The organism is Actinoplanes campanulatus (genome assembly GCF_014647795.1).
In the GTDB taxonomy this organism is placed as follows: Bacteria; Actinomycetota; Actinomycetes; order Mycobacteriales; family Micromonosporaceae; genus Actinoplanes; species Actinoplanes campanulatus.
In genome coordinates this window covers 157,549-177,480 of record NZ_BMPW01000017.1, presented here as the reverse complement: position 1 = coordinate 177,480, position 19,932 = coordinate 157,549, and the positions used below count along the sequence as shown (strand labels likewise).

16 protein-coding genes are annotated in these 19,932 nt (G+C 74.1%); all 16 read left to right on the top strand.

Annotation, left to right across the window (positions count from 1 at the left end; all coding sequences use genetic code 11):
* Positions 1 to 16 precede the first annotated feature (16 nt).
* Genes IEZ13_RS30045 through IEZ13_RS29970 form a run of 16 tightly spaced genes read left to right on the top strand, consistent with a single transcriptional unit; the run spans position 17 to position 19,912 of the window.
* A complete protein-coding gene (locus IEZ13_RS30045; protein ID WP_183224675.1) occupies positions 17 to 457 on the top strand; it encodes a phage tail protein in 441 nt (146 codons plus the stop codon).
* 4 nt (positions 458 to 461) lie between these two features.
* On the top strand, positions 462 to 923 hold the full coding sequence (locus IEZ13_RS30040; RefSeq protein WP_183224674.1) for a phage tail protein: 462 nt from the start codon (positions 462 to 464) through the stop codon (positions 921 to 923).
* A gap of 1 nt (position 924) precedes the next feature.
* Positions 925 to 1,089 carry a hypothetical protein gene (locus tag IEZ13_RS30035; protein WP_183224673.1) on the top strand — a complete coding sequence of 55 codons (165 nt, stop codon included), beginning with the start codon at positions 925 to 927 and terminating at the stop codon, positions 1,087 to 1,089.
* Positions 1,086 to 1,760: a CIS tube protein gene (locus tag IEZ13_RS30030; RefSeq protein WP_183224672.1), complete on the top strand. Its 675-nt coding sequence runs from the start codon at positions 1,086 to 1,088 to the stop codon at positions 1,758 to 1,760. Before IEZ13_RS30035 ends, IEZ13_RS30030 begins: the two co-directional genes overlap by 4 nt.
* Positions 1,757 to 3,475, top strand: coding sequence for a phage baseplate assembly protein V (locus tag IEZ13_RS30025; protein WP_183224671.1), 1,719 nt, complete (start codon positions 1,757 to 1,759; stop codon positions 3,473 to 3,475). Before IEZ13_RS30030 ends, IEZ13_RS30025 begins: the two co-directional genes overlap by 4 nt.
* Before the next feature lie 8 nt (positions 3,476 to 3,483).
* A complete protein-coding gene (locus IEZ13_RS30020; RefSeq protein WP_183224670.1) occupies positions 3,484 to 3,759 on the top strand; it encodes a PAAR domain-containing protein in 276 nt (91 codons plus the stop codon).
* Positions 3,756 to 4,172, top strand: a complete 417-nt coding sequence (locus IEZ13_RS30015) for a GPW/gp25 family protein (protein WP_183224669.1) — start codon at positions 3,756 to 3,758, stop codon at positions 4,170 to 4,172. The genes IEZ13_RS30020 and IEZ13_RS30015 overlap by 4 nt, the downstream gene beginning before the upstream one ends.
* Positions 4,169 to 6,865, top strand: coding sequence for a baseplate J/gp47 family protein (locus IEZ13_RS30010; RefSeq protein ID WP_183224668.1), 2,697 nt, complete (start codon positions 4,169 to 4,171; stop codon positions 6,863 to 6,865). The genes IEZ13_RS30015 and IEZ13_RS30010 overlap by 4 nt, the downstream gene beginning before the upstream one ends.
* Positions 6,862 to 8,490, top strand: a complete 1,629-nt coding sequence (locus IEZ13_RS30005) for a hypothetical protein (RefSeq protein ID WP_183224667.1) — start codon at positions 6,862 to 6,864, stop codon at positions 8,488 to 8,490. Before IEZ13_RS30010 ends, IEZ13_RS30005 begins: the two co-directional genes overlap by 4 nt.
* A complete protein-coding gene (locus tag IEZ13_RS30000; RefSeq protein ID WP_183224666.1) occupies positions 8,483 to 9,334 on the top strand; it encodes a hypothetical protein in 852 nt (283 codons plus the stop codon). Before IEZ13_RS30005 ends, IEZ13_RS30000 begins: the two co-directional genes overlap by 8 nt.
* A gap of 2 nt (positions 9,335 to 9,336) precedes the next feature.
* On the top strand, positions 9,337 to 11,511 hold the full coding sequence (locus IEZ13_RS29995; RefSeq protein WP_183224665.1) for a hypothetical protein: 2,175 nt from the start codon (positions 9,337 to 9,339) through the stop codon (positions 11,509 to 11,511).
* The gene (locus IEZ13_RS29990; RefSeq protein WP_183224664.1) at positions 11,508 to 12,716 is read left to right on the top strand and encodes a contractile injection system tape measure protein; all 1,209 of its coding nucleotides are present in this window, start codon (positions 11,508 to 11,510) and stop codon (positions 12,714 to 12,716) included. The genes IEZ13_RS29995 and IEZ13_RS29990 overlap by 4 nt, the downstream gene beginning before the upstream one ends.
* Positions 12,713 to 14,023: an ATP-binding protein gene (locus IEZ13_RS29985; protein WP_183224663.1), complete on the top strand. Its 1,311-nt coding sequence runs from the start codon at positions 12,713 to 12,715 to the stop codon at positions 14,021 to 14,023. Before IEZ13_RS29990 ends, IEZ13_RS29985 begins: the two co-directional genes overlap by 4 nt.
* The gene (locus tag IEZ13_RS29980) at positions 14,020 to 18,999 is read left to right on the top strand and encodes a phage tail protein (RefSeq protein ID WP_183224662.1); all 4,980 of its coding nucleotides are present in this window, start codon (positions 14,020 to 14,022) and stop codon (positions 18,997 to 18,999) included. The genes IEZ13_RS29985 and IEZ13_RS29980 overlap by 4 nt, the downstream gene beginning before the upstream one ends.
* On the top strand, positions 18,996 to 19,631 hold the full coding sequence (locus IEZ13_RS29975) for a leucine-rich repeat domain-containing protein (RefSeq protein WP_183224661.1): 636 nt from the start codon (positions 18,996 to 18,998) through the stop codon (positions 19,629 to 19,631). The genes IEZ13_RS29980 and IEZ13_RS29975 overlap by 4 nt, the downstream gene beginning before the upstream one ends.
* Complete coding sequence (locus IEZ13_RS29970) at positions 19,631 to 19,912, top strand: hypothetical protein (RefSeq protein ID WP_183224660.1); 282 nt, start codon at positions 19,631 to 19,633, stop codon at positions 19,910 to 19,912. Before IEZ13_RS29975 ends, IEZ13_RS29970 begins: the two co-directional genes overlap by 1 nt.
* The last annotated feature ends 20 nt before the right edge of the window (positions 19,913 to 19,932 follow it).

Sequence of the window (19,932 nt, the reverse complement as noted above, 5' to 3'; positions counted from 1 at the left end):
CGAAGGAGCCTGATCGATGTATCCGCTGTCCACACTGCACTTCGTCGTCGACTGGGGCGACCAGGAGCGGGGAACGACCAGCTTCTCCGAGGTGAGCGGGCTCACCCTGGAGGCCGAGGTCATCGAGTACCGCGGCGGCGCCGACCTGCAGTTCTCCACGCACAAGCAGCCCGGCCTGCGCAAGTTCTCGAACGTCACGCTCAAGCGCGGCATCGCCCCGGCCGAGGCCGGCAACGGGTTGTTCCAGTGGTACAACTCGATCACGGTCGGCGCGGTGGAGCGCCGGGACGTGAGCATCAGCCTGCTCAACGAGGTGAGCGAGCCGGTGATGACCTGGAAGATCAAGGCGGCCTGGCCGGTCAAGCTGGAGGGCCCCGGCCTCAAGTCGACCGGCACCGACGTCGCCATCGAGAGCCTCGAGTTCGCCTGCGAGGGCATCGAGATCGAGACCAGGTGACAGGGTGCTGCCGTTCGCGTCGCCCACCGTCGAGCCGTACATCACGGCGCACTTCGTGCTGACCATCGACGGCCTGGCCGCGGTGAACTTCTCCAAGTGCACCGGGCTGGCCGGGGAGGTGAACGTCGAGGAGTACCAGGAGGGCGGCGAGAACCGGTTCGCGCACCGGTTCCCGAGCCGGGCGTCGTTTCCCAACCTGGTGCTCAGCCAGGGCGCCGGCCCGCTGCAGGAGCTGTGGAGCTGGTTCTACGAGTTCCACGTCACCGGCGTGGTGGTCCCGCGGGACGGCACCGTGGTGCTGATGAGCACCGTGGACGGCGCGCTGGCGCCGGTGCGGGTCTGGGCGTTCACCCGGGGCTGGCCGGCCAAGCTCACCGGACCGGACCTCGACGCGCAGTCGTCCGCGGTGGCCATCGAGTCCATCGAGATCGCCCACCACGGGCTCCTGCTCAAGCAGGTGATCTGACATGGCGGTCACGATCGGCGAGATCGTCACCGAGACGGTCGTGGCGGCGCCGTCCCCGGTGCCGCCGACACCGGGGGAGCCCGCGGTCGACGCCGACCTGGAGGTGATCGTCCGCCGGGCCACCGAGCGCGTACTGGAGATCCTGCGCCGGGAGTGGGACCGATGAACCTGACCGAGCTGCAACTCACCAAGCTGACCCTGGACGCGTACGCGGACATCAACTTCGAGCGCCCGGCCGGCATCCGCTGGCAGGCCCAGCTCAACCCGACCGAGCTGGCCTTCTCCCGCAAGAACGTCTACCAGGCCACCCAGTCGGCGGGCACGTCGGCGCCGCAGCAGTCGTTCAGCGGCGGCGAGCCGGACCAGATTCAGCTCGACCTGCTGCTCGACGGCACCGGCGTGGTCGGCGAGCCGGGCGGAATCGGGCGCAGCCTCGATGCGCTGCTCGAGCTCACCAGGTTCCAGGGCGACACCCACCAGCCGTACTACGTGCACGCCTACTGGGGGCGGTTCAGCTTCCGCGGCGTCCTCACCCAGGCCGACGTGACCTACAAGCTCTTCGACCGTACGGGTGAGCCGCTGCGGGCGACGGTCAAGCTCGCCCTCAAGGAGGCGCTGTCGCCGGAGGAGGTGGCCGCCGAGGACCGCCCCAGCTCCCCCGATCTGTACCAGACCTGGCTGGTCAGCGACGGCGAGCGGCTCGACACGATCGCCGCCCAGGTGTACGGCGACTCCGCGTTCTGGCGCCCGCTCGCCGCGGCCAACCGGCTGGCCAACCCCCGCGGCCTGGTCACCGGCCAGTTGCTGATCCTGCCGCCGCTGGCGGTGCGGCGATGACCGGGGCGCAGCGCGACCGGCCGGCCTTCGAGGTCCGGGTCGCCGGCAGCCCGCTCGAACCACTGGTCGCCGCCGACGTGGTCGAGATCGACGTGCACGAGGAGGTCGGCCGGCACGGCCGGCTCACCCTGCTCGTGCAGAACTGGGACGCCGACCGCCGGGCGGTCCGGCACAGCGACGACGGCCCGTTCGAGCCGGGCGCGGCGGTCGCGGTCTCGCTCGGCTACCACGCCGACCTGACCACCGTCTTCGACGGCGTGATCGCGTCGCTCACCACCCACTTCCCGCGCGGCGGCCGGCCGCTGCTGCGGGTCGAGGGGCGCGCCCGGTCCATCCTGCTCGACCACCCGCCCCGGTCACGGCAGCTCGCCGACGTCAGCGACGCGGACGTCGCCGCGGCCATCGCCGCCGACTACGGCCTGGACACCGACGCCGCCGGCGGGCTGACCCGGCCGTTCGTGGTGAGCGACCGGATCAGCGACTGGGAGCTGCTCAAACGCCGCGCCGCCGAGCTGGGCTGGGTGACCTACGTACGCGCCGGGACGCTGGTGCTGCGCCCGCCGTCCGCCCCGCAACAGCCGATCGAGCTGGACTACACCCGCTCGATCGTCGAGCTGCACCTGACGCAGGACCTCACCCGCGCCATCGACAGCGCGGTCGGCGTGGCCTGGGACGTCGACGCGCTGGAGGCGACCGAGGCCGAACAGGGTGCCGGGGCAGCCGCCATGGACCTCGGCGACCGCGCCGCCCACGACGCCGCGGTCGGCGACACCGGCTGGCCGTTGCGCACCGTACGGGTCGAGTCGCCGGCCGTGGCCGCCGCCGATGCGGCCGACTCGCGGGCGGTGGCCGCCCACCGGATCGCCGCGCTGGCCCACTACTTCGGCACCGGGGTGGTGCAGGGCGACCCGGCACTGCGCTGCGACGGCTGGGTCTCCATCGCCGGCATCGGCCGACGCATGTCCGGCCCGCACTACGTGACCGCGGCCCGGCACCGCCTCTCGGCCGACGGGTACCGCACCGAGTTCCAGGTCGGGTCACCGCCGGCCCTGGCACCGCCGCCGGCCGCCGCCGGGCCGGGCCTGGTCGTCGGGGTGGTCGAGGCGCTGGACGATCCCGACTCGCTCTGCCGGGTCCGGGTCCGCCTGCCCTGGCGCGCGGACGGCGGCGACGGCGTGTGGGCCCGGCTGTCCACCCTCGACGCCGGCGACGGGTACGGCACTGTCGTGGTGCCGGACGTCGGCCAGGAGGTGCTGGTCGGCTTCGTCGACGGCGACGCCGCCGCCCCCGTCGTGCTCGGCTCGCTCTACAACGGCAGGCAGCAACCTCCGATCACGGTCGACCCGGAGGCCAACGCCGTACGCCTGCTGATGACCCCGGGCGGGCACGTGCTGCGCTTCGAGGACGACGACAACGCGACGGTGACCCTCGCCTCGGGCAAGGGGAACACCCTCGTGCTCAACGACAAGGACGCCGAGCTGGTGCTGACCCACGGCGACTCGGGCAACGCCATCCGGCTCTCCGCCGACGGCATCGAACTCACCGCGGCGAAGGGCGACATCACGCTCACGTCGTCGGCCGGCACCGTCAAGCTCGACGCGCTCAAACTCGAGGGCAAGGCCTCCGGGCCGTCCAAAATCGAGAGTTCCGCGACCTTCGACCTCCAGGCGACCGGGTCCCTGGCGCTCAAGGGATCGCTCGTCACCATCAACTAGGAGGCGCAATGCCGGCAGCCGCCCGGGTGGGGGACACCACCGTGCACGGCGGGACCGTCGTCGGACCCGGCGTCGCCACCGTGCTCATCGCCGGGATGCCGGCCGCGGTGGCGGGGGACATGCACGTGTGCGTCATCCCGCCGCCGTCGCACCTGCCCGCGTCGCCGTTCGTGGCCGGCTCCGTCACGGTGCTGATCCAGGGCCGGCCCGCGCTGCGCGCCGGCGACTCGTGCGGCTGCGGCGCCTCGGTCGCGGTCGGCAGCCCCACGGTGGTGATCGGATGACCGCCGGCGACTACCCGCAGGTCGGCCGGGGCTGGGCGTTCCCGCCGCGGTGGGCCCCGGCCCCGGACGGCACCGTCGTGGTCGCCCTGAACGACGGCGCCGAGCACGTCGAGGAGGCGATGGTGATCCTGCTGCGCACCCTGCTCGGCAGCCGGGTGATGCGCCCGAGCCTCGGCGCCGGCGTCGACCGGCACGTGTTCGAGCCCAGCACCGCCGACGCCTGCTACCGGCTGGCCGACGACGTACGCCGGGCGCTGGTGCTCGGCGAGCCGCGGGTCATCGTGGACGCGGTCGTCGCGGTGCCGGCCGGTGACGCCGACGACCGGGTCGACGTCACCATCGAGTACCGGATCGACCGGCACCGCCGCCCGAACAGCCTGGTGGTCCCGTTCTACCTGGCGGGCGCGGCATGATCCGAACTCCCGGGCAGGTCGTCGCGGCCCTCGCCGTGGCGGCCCGGTTCGCCGCGCTGGACCGGGGCACCTGGTACGACGCCCTCTTCGAGGCCGGCCCCGACGGCACGGACACGCTGTCCGCACCGCACCAGCCGGACCGCGCCCTGCTGCGCGCCCTCGCCGCCGAGTACACCCAGCTCGACGCGCACGCCGCGACGCTGCCGGACCGCCTGCACGTGGAGTGGCTGGCGGCGATCCTGCGGATCCCGCGCTTGCCGGTGCTGCCCGACCGGGTGGTCGCGCACGTCACCGTCGACCCCAAGCTGGCGCCCGCCGTGGTGCCCCGCGGCACCCTGCTGCGCGGCGGCAAGGACGCGTTCGGCAAGGAGCGGCGGTACGCGACGGCCGACCCGCTGACCGCCCACGGCGCGAGCCTCGCCGGGGTGCGCTCGCTCGCCCCCGGAGGCTCCGCGGCCGGCCTGCCCGGCGTCGCGGCATCCGCCCCGCCGTTCCCGCTGGCCGTGCCGCAGGGACCGGACGCGCCGCACGTGCTGCGGATCTCCTCGCCGGCACTGGCGTTCGCCGACGGCACCCTCACCACCCGGCTCTCGTTCGCCGGCGCCACCGGCGTGAGCGGGCTGACCGGCGCGGTCTGGCGTTACTCGCGTACGGACGGCACCACCAGCCCGACCACCGGCGGGGTGGTCGCCGGTGCCACCGTCTCGGTCACGCTGACCGGCGGCTGCGGGACCCCGGACGGCGGCCCACCGTGGATCGAGTGCGTCATCCCGCCGGGGGTGACGGTCCCGGAGGGGTTCGGGTTCACCGCGGTCACGGTGGAGGTCACCGGCCGCAGCGCGTACGTCCCGCAGGCCGCCTTCTACAACGACGGCGCGGTCGACCTCACCAAGGAGTTCCAGCCGTTCGGCGCGGTCGCCAAGCGGGGCGACGCGTTCTACCTGCGCTCCGACGAGGCGTTCGGCAAGGCGCTGGCGGGCCTGACCATCACGGTCACCATGCAGGCCGGCGACGGGGTCCTGGCCTCGTCCGCGGGCGGCAGCGGCATCCCGGCGTCGACCGCGACGTACATGACGACCCAGATCTCCTCGGCCCGGCTGAAGCTCGGCGGCGCCTACTCGACCGTCCGCGACGAGCTCGAACGGATCGGCGCCCTGCTCGCCGACCCGGGCGACCCGTCGGTCCGCTGGCAGCGGCGGGTCGACGGGCACTGGTCCGGTTTCGGGCCCGGCATGGACCGGTTCGGTTCGGTCACCGCGACCGTCAGCGGCGAGGTCGGCTCGGAGCGGTTCACCGTCGGCGGGCAACCGGGCCACTTCGTCCGCGCCTTCCTTCACCAGGGTGACTTCGGCTGGACCGCCTACCAGGCCGGCGTCGCGGACTTCGCCACCAAGGCGATCGCCGGCGGCCCTACCGGCCCGGTGATGCCGACGCCGCCGGTGCCGCCGATCGCGTCCAGCATCACGATCAGCTACACCACGTCACCGTTGCCGGCCACCCGGGTCGAGTCGACCAGCGGCTGGCGGCACGCGGTGCAGGCCGGCAGCGGCACGTTCCGGCCGTTCCGGCGGGCGGTGTCGGACCTGGGCGCGCCGGGCATGGTGGCGATCGGCCTCGACCTGCCCGACCCGGCGCTGGGCTCCAGCGTCTCGCTCTACCTCGACGTCGACTCGGCCGCGCCGTGCGGCGCCACCGAACCGGTCGACGCCCGCTGGGAGTGGTGGGACGGCACCGCCTGGTCCGAGCTGGCCGTGGCGGACGGGTCGCGCCAGCTGCGCGAGGCCGGCCTGCTGCGGTTCGTCGCGCCGCCGGGCTGGCCGGCCGGCTGCACCGAGGTGAGCGCCGCCACCGGCCGGTGGATCCGCCTGGTCACGTCGGCGCCGGACCGCCTCGGCGACCTGCGCGGCGTCGTCGTCGACGCGGTGCTGGCCGAGTTCGTCTCCGGCGCGGCCGACCCGGCCCTCGACCCGAGCTCCGCCACGGCGCTGCCGCCCGGCACCATCAAGGGCACGCTCACCCCGGTCCGGGGCGTCAAGAAGGTCACCGACCTCGCCTCGGTACGCGGCCGTGGCCCCGAGTCCGACCAGGCGTACCGGACGCGCGCGTCGGCCCGTGCCCGGCACCGCGACCGGTCACTGACCCCGTGGGACTACGAGCAGCTGGTGGCGCTCACCTTCCCCGAGGTCGCGGCGGTGCGCTGCCTGCCGCACACCAACCAGACCGGCGACCGCGAACCCGGCCGGGTCGGCCTGGTGGTCGTGCCCGACCGCCCCGACGACCCGGCGCCGTACCCCCCGGTCAGCCTCGTCGAGCGCATCGTCGAGGCGGCCGGCGTGACCCGGCCGATGGGCGCCCGGGTCGCGGTGCTCTGCCCGCTGTACGCCCCCGTCACGGTGGTCGCCACCGTGCTGCTGCGCCGGGGCGTCGCCGCCCTGGCCGGCAAGGAGGCGATCGCCGCCGCGCTCGAAGCCCTCCTGCACCCGTCCGGCGGCGCGGCGGCGCGCTGGGGACGCTCGCTGTACGCCTCGACCCTCGTGGCGTTCCTCGAACGGCAGCCCGACGTCGACGTGGTGACCTCGTTCGAGCTGCGCGACGCGGGCGGGGCGCCGGTCGAGGTCATCGAGGTCGACGCCTGCCGCGGTCTGTACTGCTCGTCCGCCTCGCACCACCTCACCTGTGTGGAGCAGCTATGACCAACCCACCGGCGGCGCCCCTGACGGCGTTCGTGCCGGAGCCACCGGATGCCGACTGGGAGACGATCCGTGCCCGGGTCATGGCCCGCCTCGGCGCCGAGACGCCCCCGTCCTGGACCGACCACAACCCGGTCGACCCCGGCGTCACGCTCGCCGAGTCGGCCGCGTTCGGACTGGCCGACCTGCACTACCGGGTGGCGCAGCGGCGAATGGAGGCCTGGCCGCTGGAGGCCCGCTCCTTCGCGCCCGACACCGACCGGCACTGGCACGGCACGATCCCGGCCGGCTCGCTCACCGCGATCGCCGGTGCGCTCGCGGCGTCCGCGCCGGGCTCGGCGACCACGCTGGAGTCGCTGGTCCGGGCCGCGGCCTCGCAGGCGGACGCGGTGGCGCTGCTGTCCAAGCCGCCGTGGGCCGGCGTGTTCACCGCGCCGCAGCGGCCGGCCGTGGTCACGCTGCTGCGGGGACGGCTGGTCCGGCGGATCGCCCAGGAACAGACGGACATCGTCGCCGAGGCCGTCGCCGCCGAGCGCGCCGGTGGGGGCACCGTCGCGGCCCGGGACGCGCGAGCCGCCGCGACGCTGCGCCACACGCTGCCGCTGTGGCCCGAGGAGATCGCCGCGGTGGTGCGGCGCGAACGCCGGCGGTTGTCGCGTGAGGCGCTGGTCGCCCGGCTCGACGAGGTACGGGCGGCCACGGCGATGACCGCACCGGCCATCCGCGCCGTGCTCGCCGCCGCCGACCTCGACGCCACCGAGGCCGACCTGGCGATGGCGGTGGCCGGGCAGCCGCCGGGCATGCTGCCCGAACATCTCGAGGACCCCGGGGGCCGGTCGCTGATCTGGCCGCCGCATCCGATCCAGGCGCTGACCAGCGAGCCGGTGACGGCCGGCGACTACGCCCGGCGAGCCCGTGCGCACCCCGGCGTCGGCCGGGCCTGGGCAGTGCCGGGCCGCCTGCCGGGCATCGCCTGGAACGGGCTGCCCACCGGCGCCACGCCGGAGATCGCCGCCGACCCGCAGGCGCCCGCCGTGACGCTGATCGTCGAGCGGATCACGGGCACCGGCAACTCGGACGGCTTCCTGCGCGCCGTGCTCACCGCGGCGATCGGCCCGGAGGCGGGCGCGCCGTTCCCGGACTGGCGCGACGACGTCGACGACCTCGCGCCGCGCCGGGTCATCGGCGACGAGGTGGGGGCGGGCCTGCTCGCCGAAGCGCCGATCCTGGTGCAGGCCACGCTGGTCGGCCCGGTCGGCATCGACCGGGACGCGGTGATCGCCGACGTGCGGGGCCGGATCGCCGCGCTGTTCGCCCGCGACGAGCCGGAGCCCGGCCCGCCGGCCGCCGAGCCGGTCGTCGACGGCCCCTGGCCGCGCATCGACCAGCCGGCCGGCGGCTGGGCCCCCGGCGAACCGATCCGGTTCACCGAAGTGGTCGACGCGATGGCCGGCAACCCCGACGTCTGGGGGGTGGAGCTGCTGGCCATGAAGGTCCAGGGGGACCCGTCGTTCCTGCCGCAGTCCGCCGGCAGTCTGCCGATCCCACCCAACGCCGTCCCGGTGCTCGCCGCGGCGAACTGCCTGACCGTACGGCTCGCGCTGACCGGGCGGTGCGGCGATGCGTAGCCCGGACTACACCCGGCTCGCGGCGCAGCTGCCCGCCGTGTACCAGGACGATGCGGTCTCGTTCGCGCAGGTGGACGCGTACCTGGGGCTGGCCGACGAGCTCAACCACGCGATCGTCGAGCGGCTGGAGGACCTGCCGCTGACGCTCGGGCCGGACGCCGTGCTCCGCTGGCCGGACGACCTGCCCTACGACGCCGGCGCCGACGCGCTGCTGGCCGCGTACCTCGACACGTACGACCAGGTGGCGTCGTGGGCGAGCTTCGCGTTTCCGGCGAGCTGGGGCCGGGACGAGGCCGGCCTGACCCGGCGGCGCGAGTACCTGGCCCGGTCCGCCCGGCTGTGGCGCCGGCGGGGCACGCCGCGCGGCTTCCTGAGCTGGTTCACGCTCTACTTCGGGGTGTCCACGCCCAACCTGCCCTACCTGCTGGAGCACTACAAGGCCCCGGGTGCCGGGATCACCGGCCGGCCGTACACGGCGACGCTGTTCGTGCCCGGCACCACCGATTTCGCGCCGTGGGGCCGGCGCGAGGAGGTCGCCGACTTCGTCGACCGGTACGCGCCGGCGCACGTGGACATCCGGGTCTGCTTCGTCGATCCGAATCTGTTCGCGAGCGTGGTGTTGGCCACCCCGCCGACCCTGCCGGCCGACCCGACCGGACCGCAGGTCACCGCGTACGCGGCGGCCGTCGCGAACTACCAGGCGGACCTCAACGGGCTGCTCTGCTCCGTGGTGTCCGTCGTCAGCCACGCCAATGGCATCCACATCTACGAGTGCATCGACGAGGGCCGCCCGATCGACCGGCTCGATGTCGGCCTCCTGCCCACCGACACGCCGGGAGAGTAGGCATGTCCGACAACCAGTACCCCGTCTTCGCGAGCGGCCAGACCCTGACCGCGGCCGACCTGAACCTGCTGCGGGCGCACGAGTACCGCCGGGACCGGCTCGTCGGCCGCGCGGTCGGCTTCGGCGTCAACTTCGGCCTCGGCGGTGTCGTCTCGGGATCGACACTGACGATCCAGCCCGGTCTCGCGGTCGACCAGACCGGTGAGCCGCTGCCGATGCCGGCGGCCGGGTCCGTCCCGCTGCCCCCGGCCACCATGACGCCCTCGTACGACTTCATCACGACCGTGCCGGGTGGCTTCAGCGTCGTGCTGGAGGCGAGCGACACCATCGAGCCGGTCCCCGACTGCGGTGAGGCGGGCTGCGCCGGGCACGCCGAGCTGCACACCCGGGGCGTCGTCCTGCGTACCGTCGCGGGGCGGGTGACCGGCACCCGGATGGACTTCTCGGCCGACCCGCTGCTCAGCGCGCAACCCGTCGCGCTCAACCTGGACTCGACGCCGGTCAACTCGTACAACACCCTGCGCGACGCGATCGCGACCCGGCTCACCAACGGCACCAGCCCACTGGTCGCCACCGGGCTCATCGCCAGGTTGCAGGCCACCTCCATCGCCGCCGCCGACCTGGCGGGCGCCAAGGGCTACAAGGCCGGCTGGCTCAACATGGTGCTCTTCGCGACGCTCGACCTGCTGCGGGTCGAGGCGCTGCTGCGGCTCTCCGGCGAGCGCACCACCACCCGCCCCGGCGTCGTCCTCGGCTGGCTGAGCCAGGTCGGCGGCGACTGGGTGTTCGACTGCCGGTACCGGCACGCCTGGGAGCCGCCGCGCGGGCTGACCGAGGCGTTCCTGGGCGGCACCTGCACCGACCCCGCAGGCCGGTACCGTTCCGAACTCGAGGCCCTGCTGGCCGGGTACGCGCCGCCGCAGCCGCCGCCCGCCGGCGGTGGAACGCTGCCGCCGGTGAGGTTCTGTCCCGAGGGCTCGGTCCTCATCGGCGGGAGATGCATACACGTCTACATGCCGCCGCGGCAGATCCCCGACCGCTGGCACGAGGTGTTCATCGACGACCCGCTGGTCCCGGTCTGGAATCCGCCGGACACCCACTGGGACAAACCCTGGATCGTGTACGACACCGAGGGGTGGAACCATTTCGCCGACGGCGTCATCGGCGTCAGCGGGTACGTGGGCTATCCGGGCAGCGCGGTCAAGGATCTGCTCGCCACCGAGATCGAGAGCAAGCGCGGCGTCGCCGACATCAAGATCATCAACCTCGGTGAGGAGGGCCGGATCGCCGGCTACCTGCCGGCGGGTGGCTTCAGCCCCTCGGACACGCTCGTCCTCACCGTGAACTCCGCCGGGACGGTGGTGGCCACCGGGCGGGTGTCGGCGGTTCGCAACACCCGCGACGTCGGATCCGCGCTGCCCGCGGCCATCGGCGCCGCCGCCGAGGCGAAGGCGGCCGCGGACGAGCTGCGCGCCGTCGGCGCCACCGTGGAGAGCCGCTTCGCCGCCATGCAGGCCGGCCTCACCGGGCTCGGGACCAACCTCAGCCAACTGCGTACGGACTTCAACGCGTACAAGGGCGGCGCCTTCGACCAGGGCGGCTTCGGCGCCCGGATCGGCACCGTCGAATCGAGGTACGACGAGTTCAGCGGCCACGGTGAACGCATCGCCACGATCGAGTCCCAGTTCGGCGAGGTGGCCGGCCACGGCGAGCGGATCGCCGGCGTCGAGTCCACGGTCAAGGAGGTGTCCAAGCACGGCGAGCGGATCTCCGGGGTCGAGTCGAAGGTCAGCGAGGTGTCCAAGCACGCGGAGCGCATCGCGGGCGTGGAGGCCAAGGTGGAGCTGCTGGAGAAGATCCAGGTCGGCGGGAAGTCCGTCTCCGGCGTCAACGCCACCGTCGGCAAGGGCATCGCCGACTTCACCGAGACCACCATCGCCGCCATGCGGCAGCTCAGCGCCACCAACAAGGACCTGCGCGAGCGTACGGCGGTGGCCGAGCGCTCGCAGGCCCGGCTCTCGGCCGCGATCGCCACCGACAACCCGCAGGTCATCAGTGCCGCGACGCTCGAACTGCTGGGCACGGTGAGCGAGATGGTCAAGGTCTCCGGGGCCGGCGCCGACCTCGGCGAGCGGCTCGACGCGCAGCTGCGGCAGCTGTCCGGGCTACTGGGATGACCGACGTCGCGGTCGGCATCCTGCGCATCCGCGGCCCGCACGCGGGCCGGCTGGCGCGGGTGGCGGCCCGGATGCTCCCCGCCGCACTGGACCGCGCCCTGGCCGATGTGGACGACGTCGTCGTCGACCGGGTCGAGGTGCGCCTGGCGGTCGACATCGACGGGTGCGACGACGAGACGCTGGCGGTGCTGTGGGCCGACGCCATCCGGGCCCGCGTGCTGGCCGCGGGCGACGGCCGGACCCGCCGCCCGGTCACGCCGGTCACACCGGCCGCCGAGCACGCGCCGCTGCCGGTGACCGGGGCGCCGACGGTGCTCGCCGCGGCCCGGGCCTGGCTCGCCGCTGCCGCTGCCGCCGATCCCGCCGCCGGCCGGGCCGGCGGTCACCGCGGTGCCGATGCGCTGCCGCGGGCCCTGCTGACCCTGTCCGACGCCGCGGTCGCCAGGGCCGTCGCGGCCGCGGCCGGGCCACCGGAATGGGTGGCTCTGATGACCCGGCTGGGCAGTGCTCTCGGCGTGCCGCCCGCCACGGACGGGCCCTCACCTGCCGACGGTGGCCATCCACCGGCGCCCACACCGGTGGCGCCCCTTCCCTCCGGGCCCACCTCGGCTCCCACGCCCGACGACCGGCCCCGGCGGGAGACCGAGGTGCTCGCCGCCGTCGCTGGACTGGCCGATCTCGCCGCCCCGCACGCCACCGCGGTCGACCTGGCCACCGTGACCCGGGCGGCCGGTCTCGTGCTGCTCTATCCGTGGCTGGCGGAGCACTGCCGCCGTGCCGAGGGGCTGCACCCCGAACTGGACCCGCTCGACGTCCGCGAGGCGGCGCTCGCGGCCGTCGTCGACCCGGACGACCGCACCCTCGCCGACGACCCGCTGGTGCGGCTGCTCGCCGGCCGGCCCGCCCCGATCTGCGCCGGTCCGCGCCGGCGGCATCCGCCGGCCCACGCGCCCGAGGTGGCGCAGTCCGCGCTCGGCGTGCTCGCCTCGTTCACCGCGCTGATCCCCGGATTCGAGCGCTCCACCCCGGCGTTCATCCGCGGTGCCTGGATCGCCCGGCGGGGCCTTGTCGACACCGACCGCGACCCGGTGCTGCTGCTCGCCGCCACCCACCCGCTCGACGTGGTGTTCCCGCGCCTGCCCTATCCGGTCGGGCTGCTGAGGCTTCCCTGGTCGCGGCCGCTGTCGGTGAGGTTCCGGCCGTGACGGCGACGCCCCGGCCGGTCCTCGAGCTGCGCGCCGCCCTGGAGATGCTCGAGGCGCTGGTCCGGGTGCGCATCGAGGAGCGGGGGGACGGCGTGGCCACCCGCCCGCTCGGCATCGAGGACGCGGGCGAGGGACTGCCCGACCGGTCCCGCTTCGACGGGGTCGGGCCGCTCGCCGAGATCGCCACGACCGCCGGCCTCACCGCCGCCGAGACCGTCGTGCTGCTGGCCGCGGTCGCGCCGTACGCCGACGAACGGTTCACCGCCCTCTACGGCGCGCTGACCGACCGGCCCGGAGTGACGGCGCTGACCGGCGAGGTGGCGCGGACGATCGCGGCCCGGTCCTTCCGCGGCCGCCTCGACGCGACCGTGATGCTCTCCGCGCACGGCAAGCTGCGCGCCGCCGGCATGCTCACCCTCGATCCGCCCGACGACCTGTCCGGCGCCCTGCGGCCGAATCCGGCGCTGGTCACCTGGATCCTCGGCCTGCCGCCGCAGGCACCGGCCGCCTCGGCCGACTTCCCGGCCCGTCGGTTGCAGACCGTGCACACGCTGTCCGCTGTGGTGCTCCCGGCGGCGGCCCGGACCCGGATCGACGAGCTGGCGTCGCGGATCCGGCACCACGGCACCGTGGTCGACGAGTGGGGCTTCGGGGCGCACCACGACAACGCGGCCGGGCTGATCGCGCTGCTGCACGGCCCGCCCGGCACCGGCAAGACGATGACCGCGGCGGCGCTGGCCGCGACGGTCGGGCTGCCCGCGTACCTCATCGATCTGTCCGCCCTGGTCTCCAAGTACATCGGCGAGACCGAGAAGGCGCTCGCCAAGGTCTTCGACCGGGCCGCGCGGGAGCGGTGCATCCTGGTGTTCGACGAGGCCGACGCGATCTTCGGCGCCCGCACCGAGGTCGGCGACGCGCACGACCGCTACGCCAACCAGGAGGTCTCGTACCTGCTGTCCCGGGTGGAGCAGCACACCGGGATCGTGGTCCTGACCACCAACCTGATCGCCAACATCGACACGGCCTTCCTGCGCCGCATCCACGTCGTGGTCGAGTTCCCCGAGCCCGGACCGGGTGAACGGCAGCGGCTCTGGGCCGCCGTGGCCCCGTCCGCGCTGCCGATGGACAGCGGTGTCGAACTGGCCGAGCTGGCGCAGCGGTACCCGCTGACCGGCGCCCAGATCCGCGACGCCACCCTGGACGCCGCCTACCTCGCCGCCGCCGACGGCCGGGTCGTCACCCAGGAGCACCTGCTGACCGGGATCCGCCGGCAGTACGAGAAGGCCGGCCGGACGGTGCCCCGATGACCGCCGCCGTCCGGGCCGGTCCGGAGCCGGCGCCGGCCACCCGCAGCGCCACCGACGCGCAGCGGTTGCTGACCAGCGTGCCCCGCCCATCGGCGCAGGCGACCGTGGTGGAGCTCACCGGGGTCACCGCCGGTGGCCTGCGGGCGGTGCAGGGGGAGTGGGGCCTGACCGGCGGCCAGGTCGTGCTCAGCGGCCGGGTGCCGTTCGCGGACCTCACCGGCCGGGCCGGCTTCCGCCCGGACGGCTCGCTCGACGGCACCGTCGAGATGCGCGCCCGGGTGCAGCTGCTCGGCCTCGACCTCGGCACGGTCGGCTGGCGGGTCGAGGGCTGGAGCCCCCGGGCACCGCTCACCGGGCCGGCGATCACCCTGCGCGGCACCGCCGTCGCGATGGACCTGCGAACCCTGCCCGGTGACGTCACGTGGACCCCACGCGAGGGGATGGACGCGCGGCGCGACGGCCCGCACGTCGACATCCACCTGCCGACCGGTGCGGTTCCCGAGGGCGAGCCGCTCAGCCCGCGCCTCGCCGAGGTCTACCGGGGACTGCTGAACGTGGACACCTCGCCGCTGCGAGTGCACGCGGGAGTCCCGGTGGCCGGCGCGCCGGCGTTCGTGACGGACGACGACCTGTTCTTCGCACCGGGCATCTACGGCGTCGACAGCCCGGACACCCTCCGCGTGCTCGACGCCGCGATCCGGGCCGCCCTCGCCGGTCTCGTGGGCGCGGTGACGGGCGAGCCCGGCGCGGCGCGACCGGCGTCACCATCCCCGGCAGCGGCGCCGGCTGCCGAGGCGCCGGCGCCGAGCCTCCCGGAGGCCGCACCTCAGCCCGCGCCCGAGCCTGTTCCCGCCCCGGCCGCGGAGGAACCGGCCCCGCCGGCTCCGGAGACGACCACGCCGACTCCGGACGTGGCAGTCGCCGCCGAGGAGGCTCCCGCCGAGACGCGCCCGCCGGTCGAGCTGATCATGCCCGAGCCGCCGAGCGACCTGACCCCCGCCGCCGCGGCGCGCGGTGGCGGCGTCCGGGCCGGTGCCGGCGGTGCCGCCCGCTCGGCGCGCGACCTGCCGTCAGCCGACGCCGACGTAGCCGGCTCGCGCGGCGCCGTCACCGAGCCGGCCGCCGAGACCGCCGCGCGGGCCCGCGAGCAACTCGCCGCCGAGCTGGGGGAGCGTCCGGCGCCCAGCCCGGAGATCGTCGCACTGGTCGACCGCATCCGCACCGCGATCCGCGAGAACCGCCCCGAGGACGAGGACGAGCTGCTCGAGACCGATCCGACGCGGCAGGCGCAGAACGCCGGCGCCACCGTCACCGGCTCGGTCCAGGGCGAGGTCAACCAGGTCAGCGGCGCGTACGACGCGATGGCCACGCCACCGGCCGGCGCCCCGGCGCTCACCCCCGCCCCCATCGCGCAGCCGGCCCCGACATCGGCCGGCATGGGCGTGGACGCGGCATCGGTCGCGCCCGACCCGATCCCGCCGGAGAACACCTCGCTCGACGCCGATGTCGCCGCCACCGACCAGCGCATCGCCGGCTCCGGCATCGACACCCCGGTGACCCGGGAGATCCCGGACGGGCCGTTCGGGCAGGCCCGGGACGCGCGGACCGGGCTCGGCGAGGCGGCACAGCGCACCCCGCAGCAGATCCAGGCCGAGCAGCAGCAGGCCATCGACTCGGCGCAGGCCGACATGGCGCAGCTCCAGCTCCAGGCCGTCGCCGCGATGCGGTCTGCCCGGTCCGGCACCGTCACCGCGGTCCGCGCCGGGCAGACCGGGATGGTCGGCACCGAGGAACAGACCCGCGAGTCGGTGTCACGGCACGCCCAGCAGATCTTCGACGACGCCCAGCGCCAGGTCGACCAGCTGCTCGAGCCGCTCGGCCGGACGGCCATCGCGCGCTGGGAGGCCGGGCTCGCCCGGCTCTCGCAGGACTTCCACGACTCGCTCGACCGGGTCGAGCGCTGGATCGACGAACGCCACGAGGGCGTGATCGGCACGATCGTCGCGGTCGGTGACTACGTGGCCGGCCTGCCCGACTGGGTGACCGACGAGTACAACCGGGCCGAACGGGCCTTCGGCGACGGCGTCGGCGAGCTGCTCCTCGACATCTCCAGCGACGTCAACGGCGTCGGCGCCGCGGCCCAGGCGCTGATCCGCCATGCCCGTACCGAGATCGACACGGCGTTCCAGCAGATGGAGGCCGAGTTCCCGGAGTGGGCGGCGCAGGAGCGCGCCCGGTTCGGCGGGATGCTCGACGGCCTGAGCCAACGGGTCACCGGCGCGCAGACGAGCTTCGTCAGGGACGTGTCCCAGCGGGCGATCACCGCGGTCAACGAGGTGCACGCCGAGGCGCAGGCGCGGCGGGACGAGGCCGGCGGGCTCATCGGCCAAGTGATCGCGGCGATCGAGGAGTTCATCGACGACCCGGTCCGCGCGATCATCAACGGCCTGCTGCGGCTGGTCGGCATCCCGCCGGCCGCCTTCTGGGCGCTGATCGCCCGGATCGAGCAGGTCATCTCCGACATCGCGGACGATCCGGAGAACTTCATCAACAACCTGGTTGCCGGCGTCAAGCAGGGCTTCCAGCAGTTCTTCGACAACTTCGGCACCCATGTGCTGCGCGGGTTCTGGGACTGGCTGTTCTCGGGTCTGCAGACGCCGATCCCGATGCCCCGCGACTTCTCCGCGGGCTCGCTGTTCACCTTCGCCCTCCAGCTGATGGGCATCACCTGGGCCCGGGTACGCGAGATCCTGGTCCGCCACATCGGCCCGACCGCCGTCGAGGTCATCGAGGCGGCCTGGCAGCTCGTCTCGGTGCTGATCGAGAAGGGCCCGGAGGGTCTGGTCGAGCTGGTCAAGGAGCAGCTCACCGCGGAGAACATCGTCGACACGATCCTCGAGGCGGCCGTCGAGTACCTGATCGAGACCCTCATCCAGCAGGTCGTCGTACGGGTCATCGGCATGCTCAACCCGGTCGGCGCCATCGCCCAGGCGATCGACCTGATCTACCAGGTGTGCTCCTGGATCTTCCGCAACGCCGCGCGCGTCTTCCGGTTCGTCGAGGCGGTGGTGAACGGGATGGCCGACGTCATCGCCGGCAACATCGGCGGGCTCGCCACGGCCGTCGAACGCGCGCTCGCCTCGCTGATCCCGCCGGTCATCGACTTCCTTGCCGGCCTGCTGCACCTGGGCGGGCTGCCGGGCGAGGTGGCCGATGTGATCACCCGCCTGCAGACCGTGGTCTACCGGGTGCTGGACCGCGTCATCGGCTTCCTCGCCGAGCGCGGCCGGGCCCTGCTGCGCCGCCTCGGCATCGGCGGGGAGGAGGGCGACGGCCACCACAACGACGACGAGCTCGGCACGACCGTACGGTTCAGCGCCGCGCACGAGAGCCACCGCACCTGGATCGACCGGGCCGGCGACGACGCCACTCTGATGGTCGCCTCGGCGCCGACGGCGATCCGCGACAAGATCGCCGAATGGCGCGGCAGGCTGTCCGGCATGGAGAGCGCCGAGGAGCGTACCGCAGCCGAGGCCAAACTCGACGAGCTGGACGCGACGCTCACCCGGCTGGACGCCGACGCCGATGCGCTCGCCGCCGCGTTCGAGGAGGCCGGCCGTAACCCCACCGACGCCACCGAGCCACCGGACGACAACTCCCTGGAAGGGCGGCAGCGATCGCTGGCCGGCCTGTTGCGCGAGGTCTTCGAGCTGTTCGAGGAGCGCGACCCGGCCGTGTACCTGCGGGACATCGCGGCCAACATCCAGGGGCACGGCTCGTCGTACGCGACCACCGTCAAGGACCAGTGGGAATCGACGGTGACCCGGCCGATGCTGGTGCCGGACGGCACCACGCCGCTGTGGTCGCGGGCCCTGCTCGAGGAGGCGAGCGGCGCCTCGTACCTCGGCCGGTCCCGCACCCACCAGCAACTGCTGCCCTGGTTCCTGGTCGGCAGCCAGTCGAACCCGCGCAGCGCCGCGTCGGGCACGTTCAAGAACCACGCGTTCGAGACCGACTCGCCGGACCCCGCGCACACCGTACGGAGCGAGTTCATCCGGGCGCTCGGCGACGACGCGGTCGCCCGCATGAAACGGCACGGCCTCGACGTGGTGAAGGCGGACGACAACGCGGCCCTGCGCGAGCAGATCCAGACGATGAGCTTCATCACCGCCGGCGGCCGGTGGGGTTCGTTCCTGGGTATCCCCGGCGACACCGTGAACCCCCTGATCAAGAGCGCGATCATGGTCGCCGGTGGCATCGGGACGTTCCTGCGCCAGATGGTCTCGCCCGGCACCTCCGGTGGCGTCACCTGGTCGCAGTTCCTGGCCGTCTGGAACGCGAGCGCGGCCACCAAGAACTACGTGAAGGGACTGTTCCGTAACGTCGAACCGGCCCACCACGAGTGGATCACGACCGGTTTCATCCCGCGCGTGGTCGAGGCGGCGATCAACGCCGCGTCCACCGGCGACATCCGCAACGGGCTGCGCTGGATCACCGCGCAGAACACGCTGCGCTCACCCACCCGGTACGTGCTGCACCCCCCGATCATCACCAGCAGCCGGGCGCCGCGCGGCACGAGCAGCGACGACAGCACGGTCACCTCGGTGCAGATGTCGGGCCACATCGGAGCGTTCCGCCGGCTGGGTGACCCGAGCGAGATGGTCGGTACGATCGGCACCGAGGCGTTCCACGACTGGCTGCGCGCCGAGTTCACCGCGCAGAACGGCCTCGGCCCGCTGGGCTACATCCGGCACCTGCAGTCCCAGCTTCCCGGCCGGGTCTGGGACGGCAGCGTCGCGGCGATCCCGGAGTCCGCCCTCAACCAGCCGGTCGGGATGCTGTTCCGGCTGGAGAGCGGCGAGGACCGCGAGCTGACCGTCGGCCAGCTCGCGCTCCGGCAACGGACGAACTGGCAGCGCATCCAGGCGAACTTCGCGGAGGCGTACGCCATGACCGAAAGTGACGGTGCGGGATGACGGACATCGAGCGGGCGGTCGCCGAGCTGGTCACGATCGGGATGCTGGACGCGGGCACACCCACCGGCGAGGTACGCGATCTGGTCGTGTCGCACGCCCGGTCGCTCGACGGCCTCGAGGCGTACGCGGGCCTGGAGACCTTGTCGCTGATCGGTTGCGCGGCCGGTGACTACCGTCCGCTGTCCGGCCTGGCCGCGTTGCGGGTGCTGACCGTGGAGAACTCCGATCTCGCCGACGTGAACTGGGCGTCCGGTATGGGGCTGCGGGTGGTGGTGCTCCGCCGCGACCGCTTGCGCGACGCGCGCGCCATGCTGGATTTGCCGGAGCTGCAGAGTCTCGACCTGACCGGCAACCCGCTCGACGCCGAGGCCCTGGCCGCCGCGGCGGCGCTCGGCGGGCCCGGCCGCCTGGTCACCCTGGACGACGAGGAGACCGCCGCCCTCAACCGAGCGCTGGCCGGCACCGGCGTGGTCGCCTACCGTACCGGGGGCGAGCTGTGGGCCTGCGCGACCGGCCTGGACCTGACCGAACACCCGGAGGCCGGGCACGCCCGAACCACGGCCGGGGAGCTGCGGGCGGTGGCGGCGGGCACGCTGGCGCCGCGCGACCTGCTCGGCCTGGGAAGCGCGTGATGACCGGGCACGGCCCCGGCGTGAGCTGGCTCGCGGCTCGCACCGGCAAGAACCCGGACGAACTGGCCGGTTCACCGGCCGCGGTGGCGAGCGCCCTGCGCGAGGCCTTTGCGCTGGCCGCCCGCTCGACGGCACCCGACCCCGAGGTCCGGGCACGGGCCAGAGCCGAGGCCGATGCGCTGCGTGAGCAGTTCGCCGCGGCACCACCCGCCGAGGCGTTCGCGGCCAGGGTCACCGCCGCCCTGCGCGACGCCGCGGACCGGCTTCGGCGAACGGACTGACCATCTCACGGCCTGCTCAG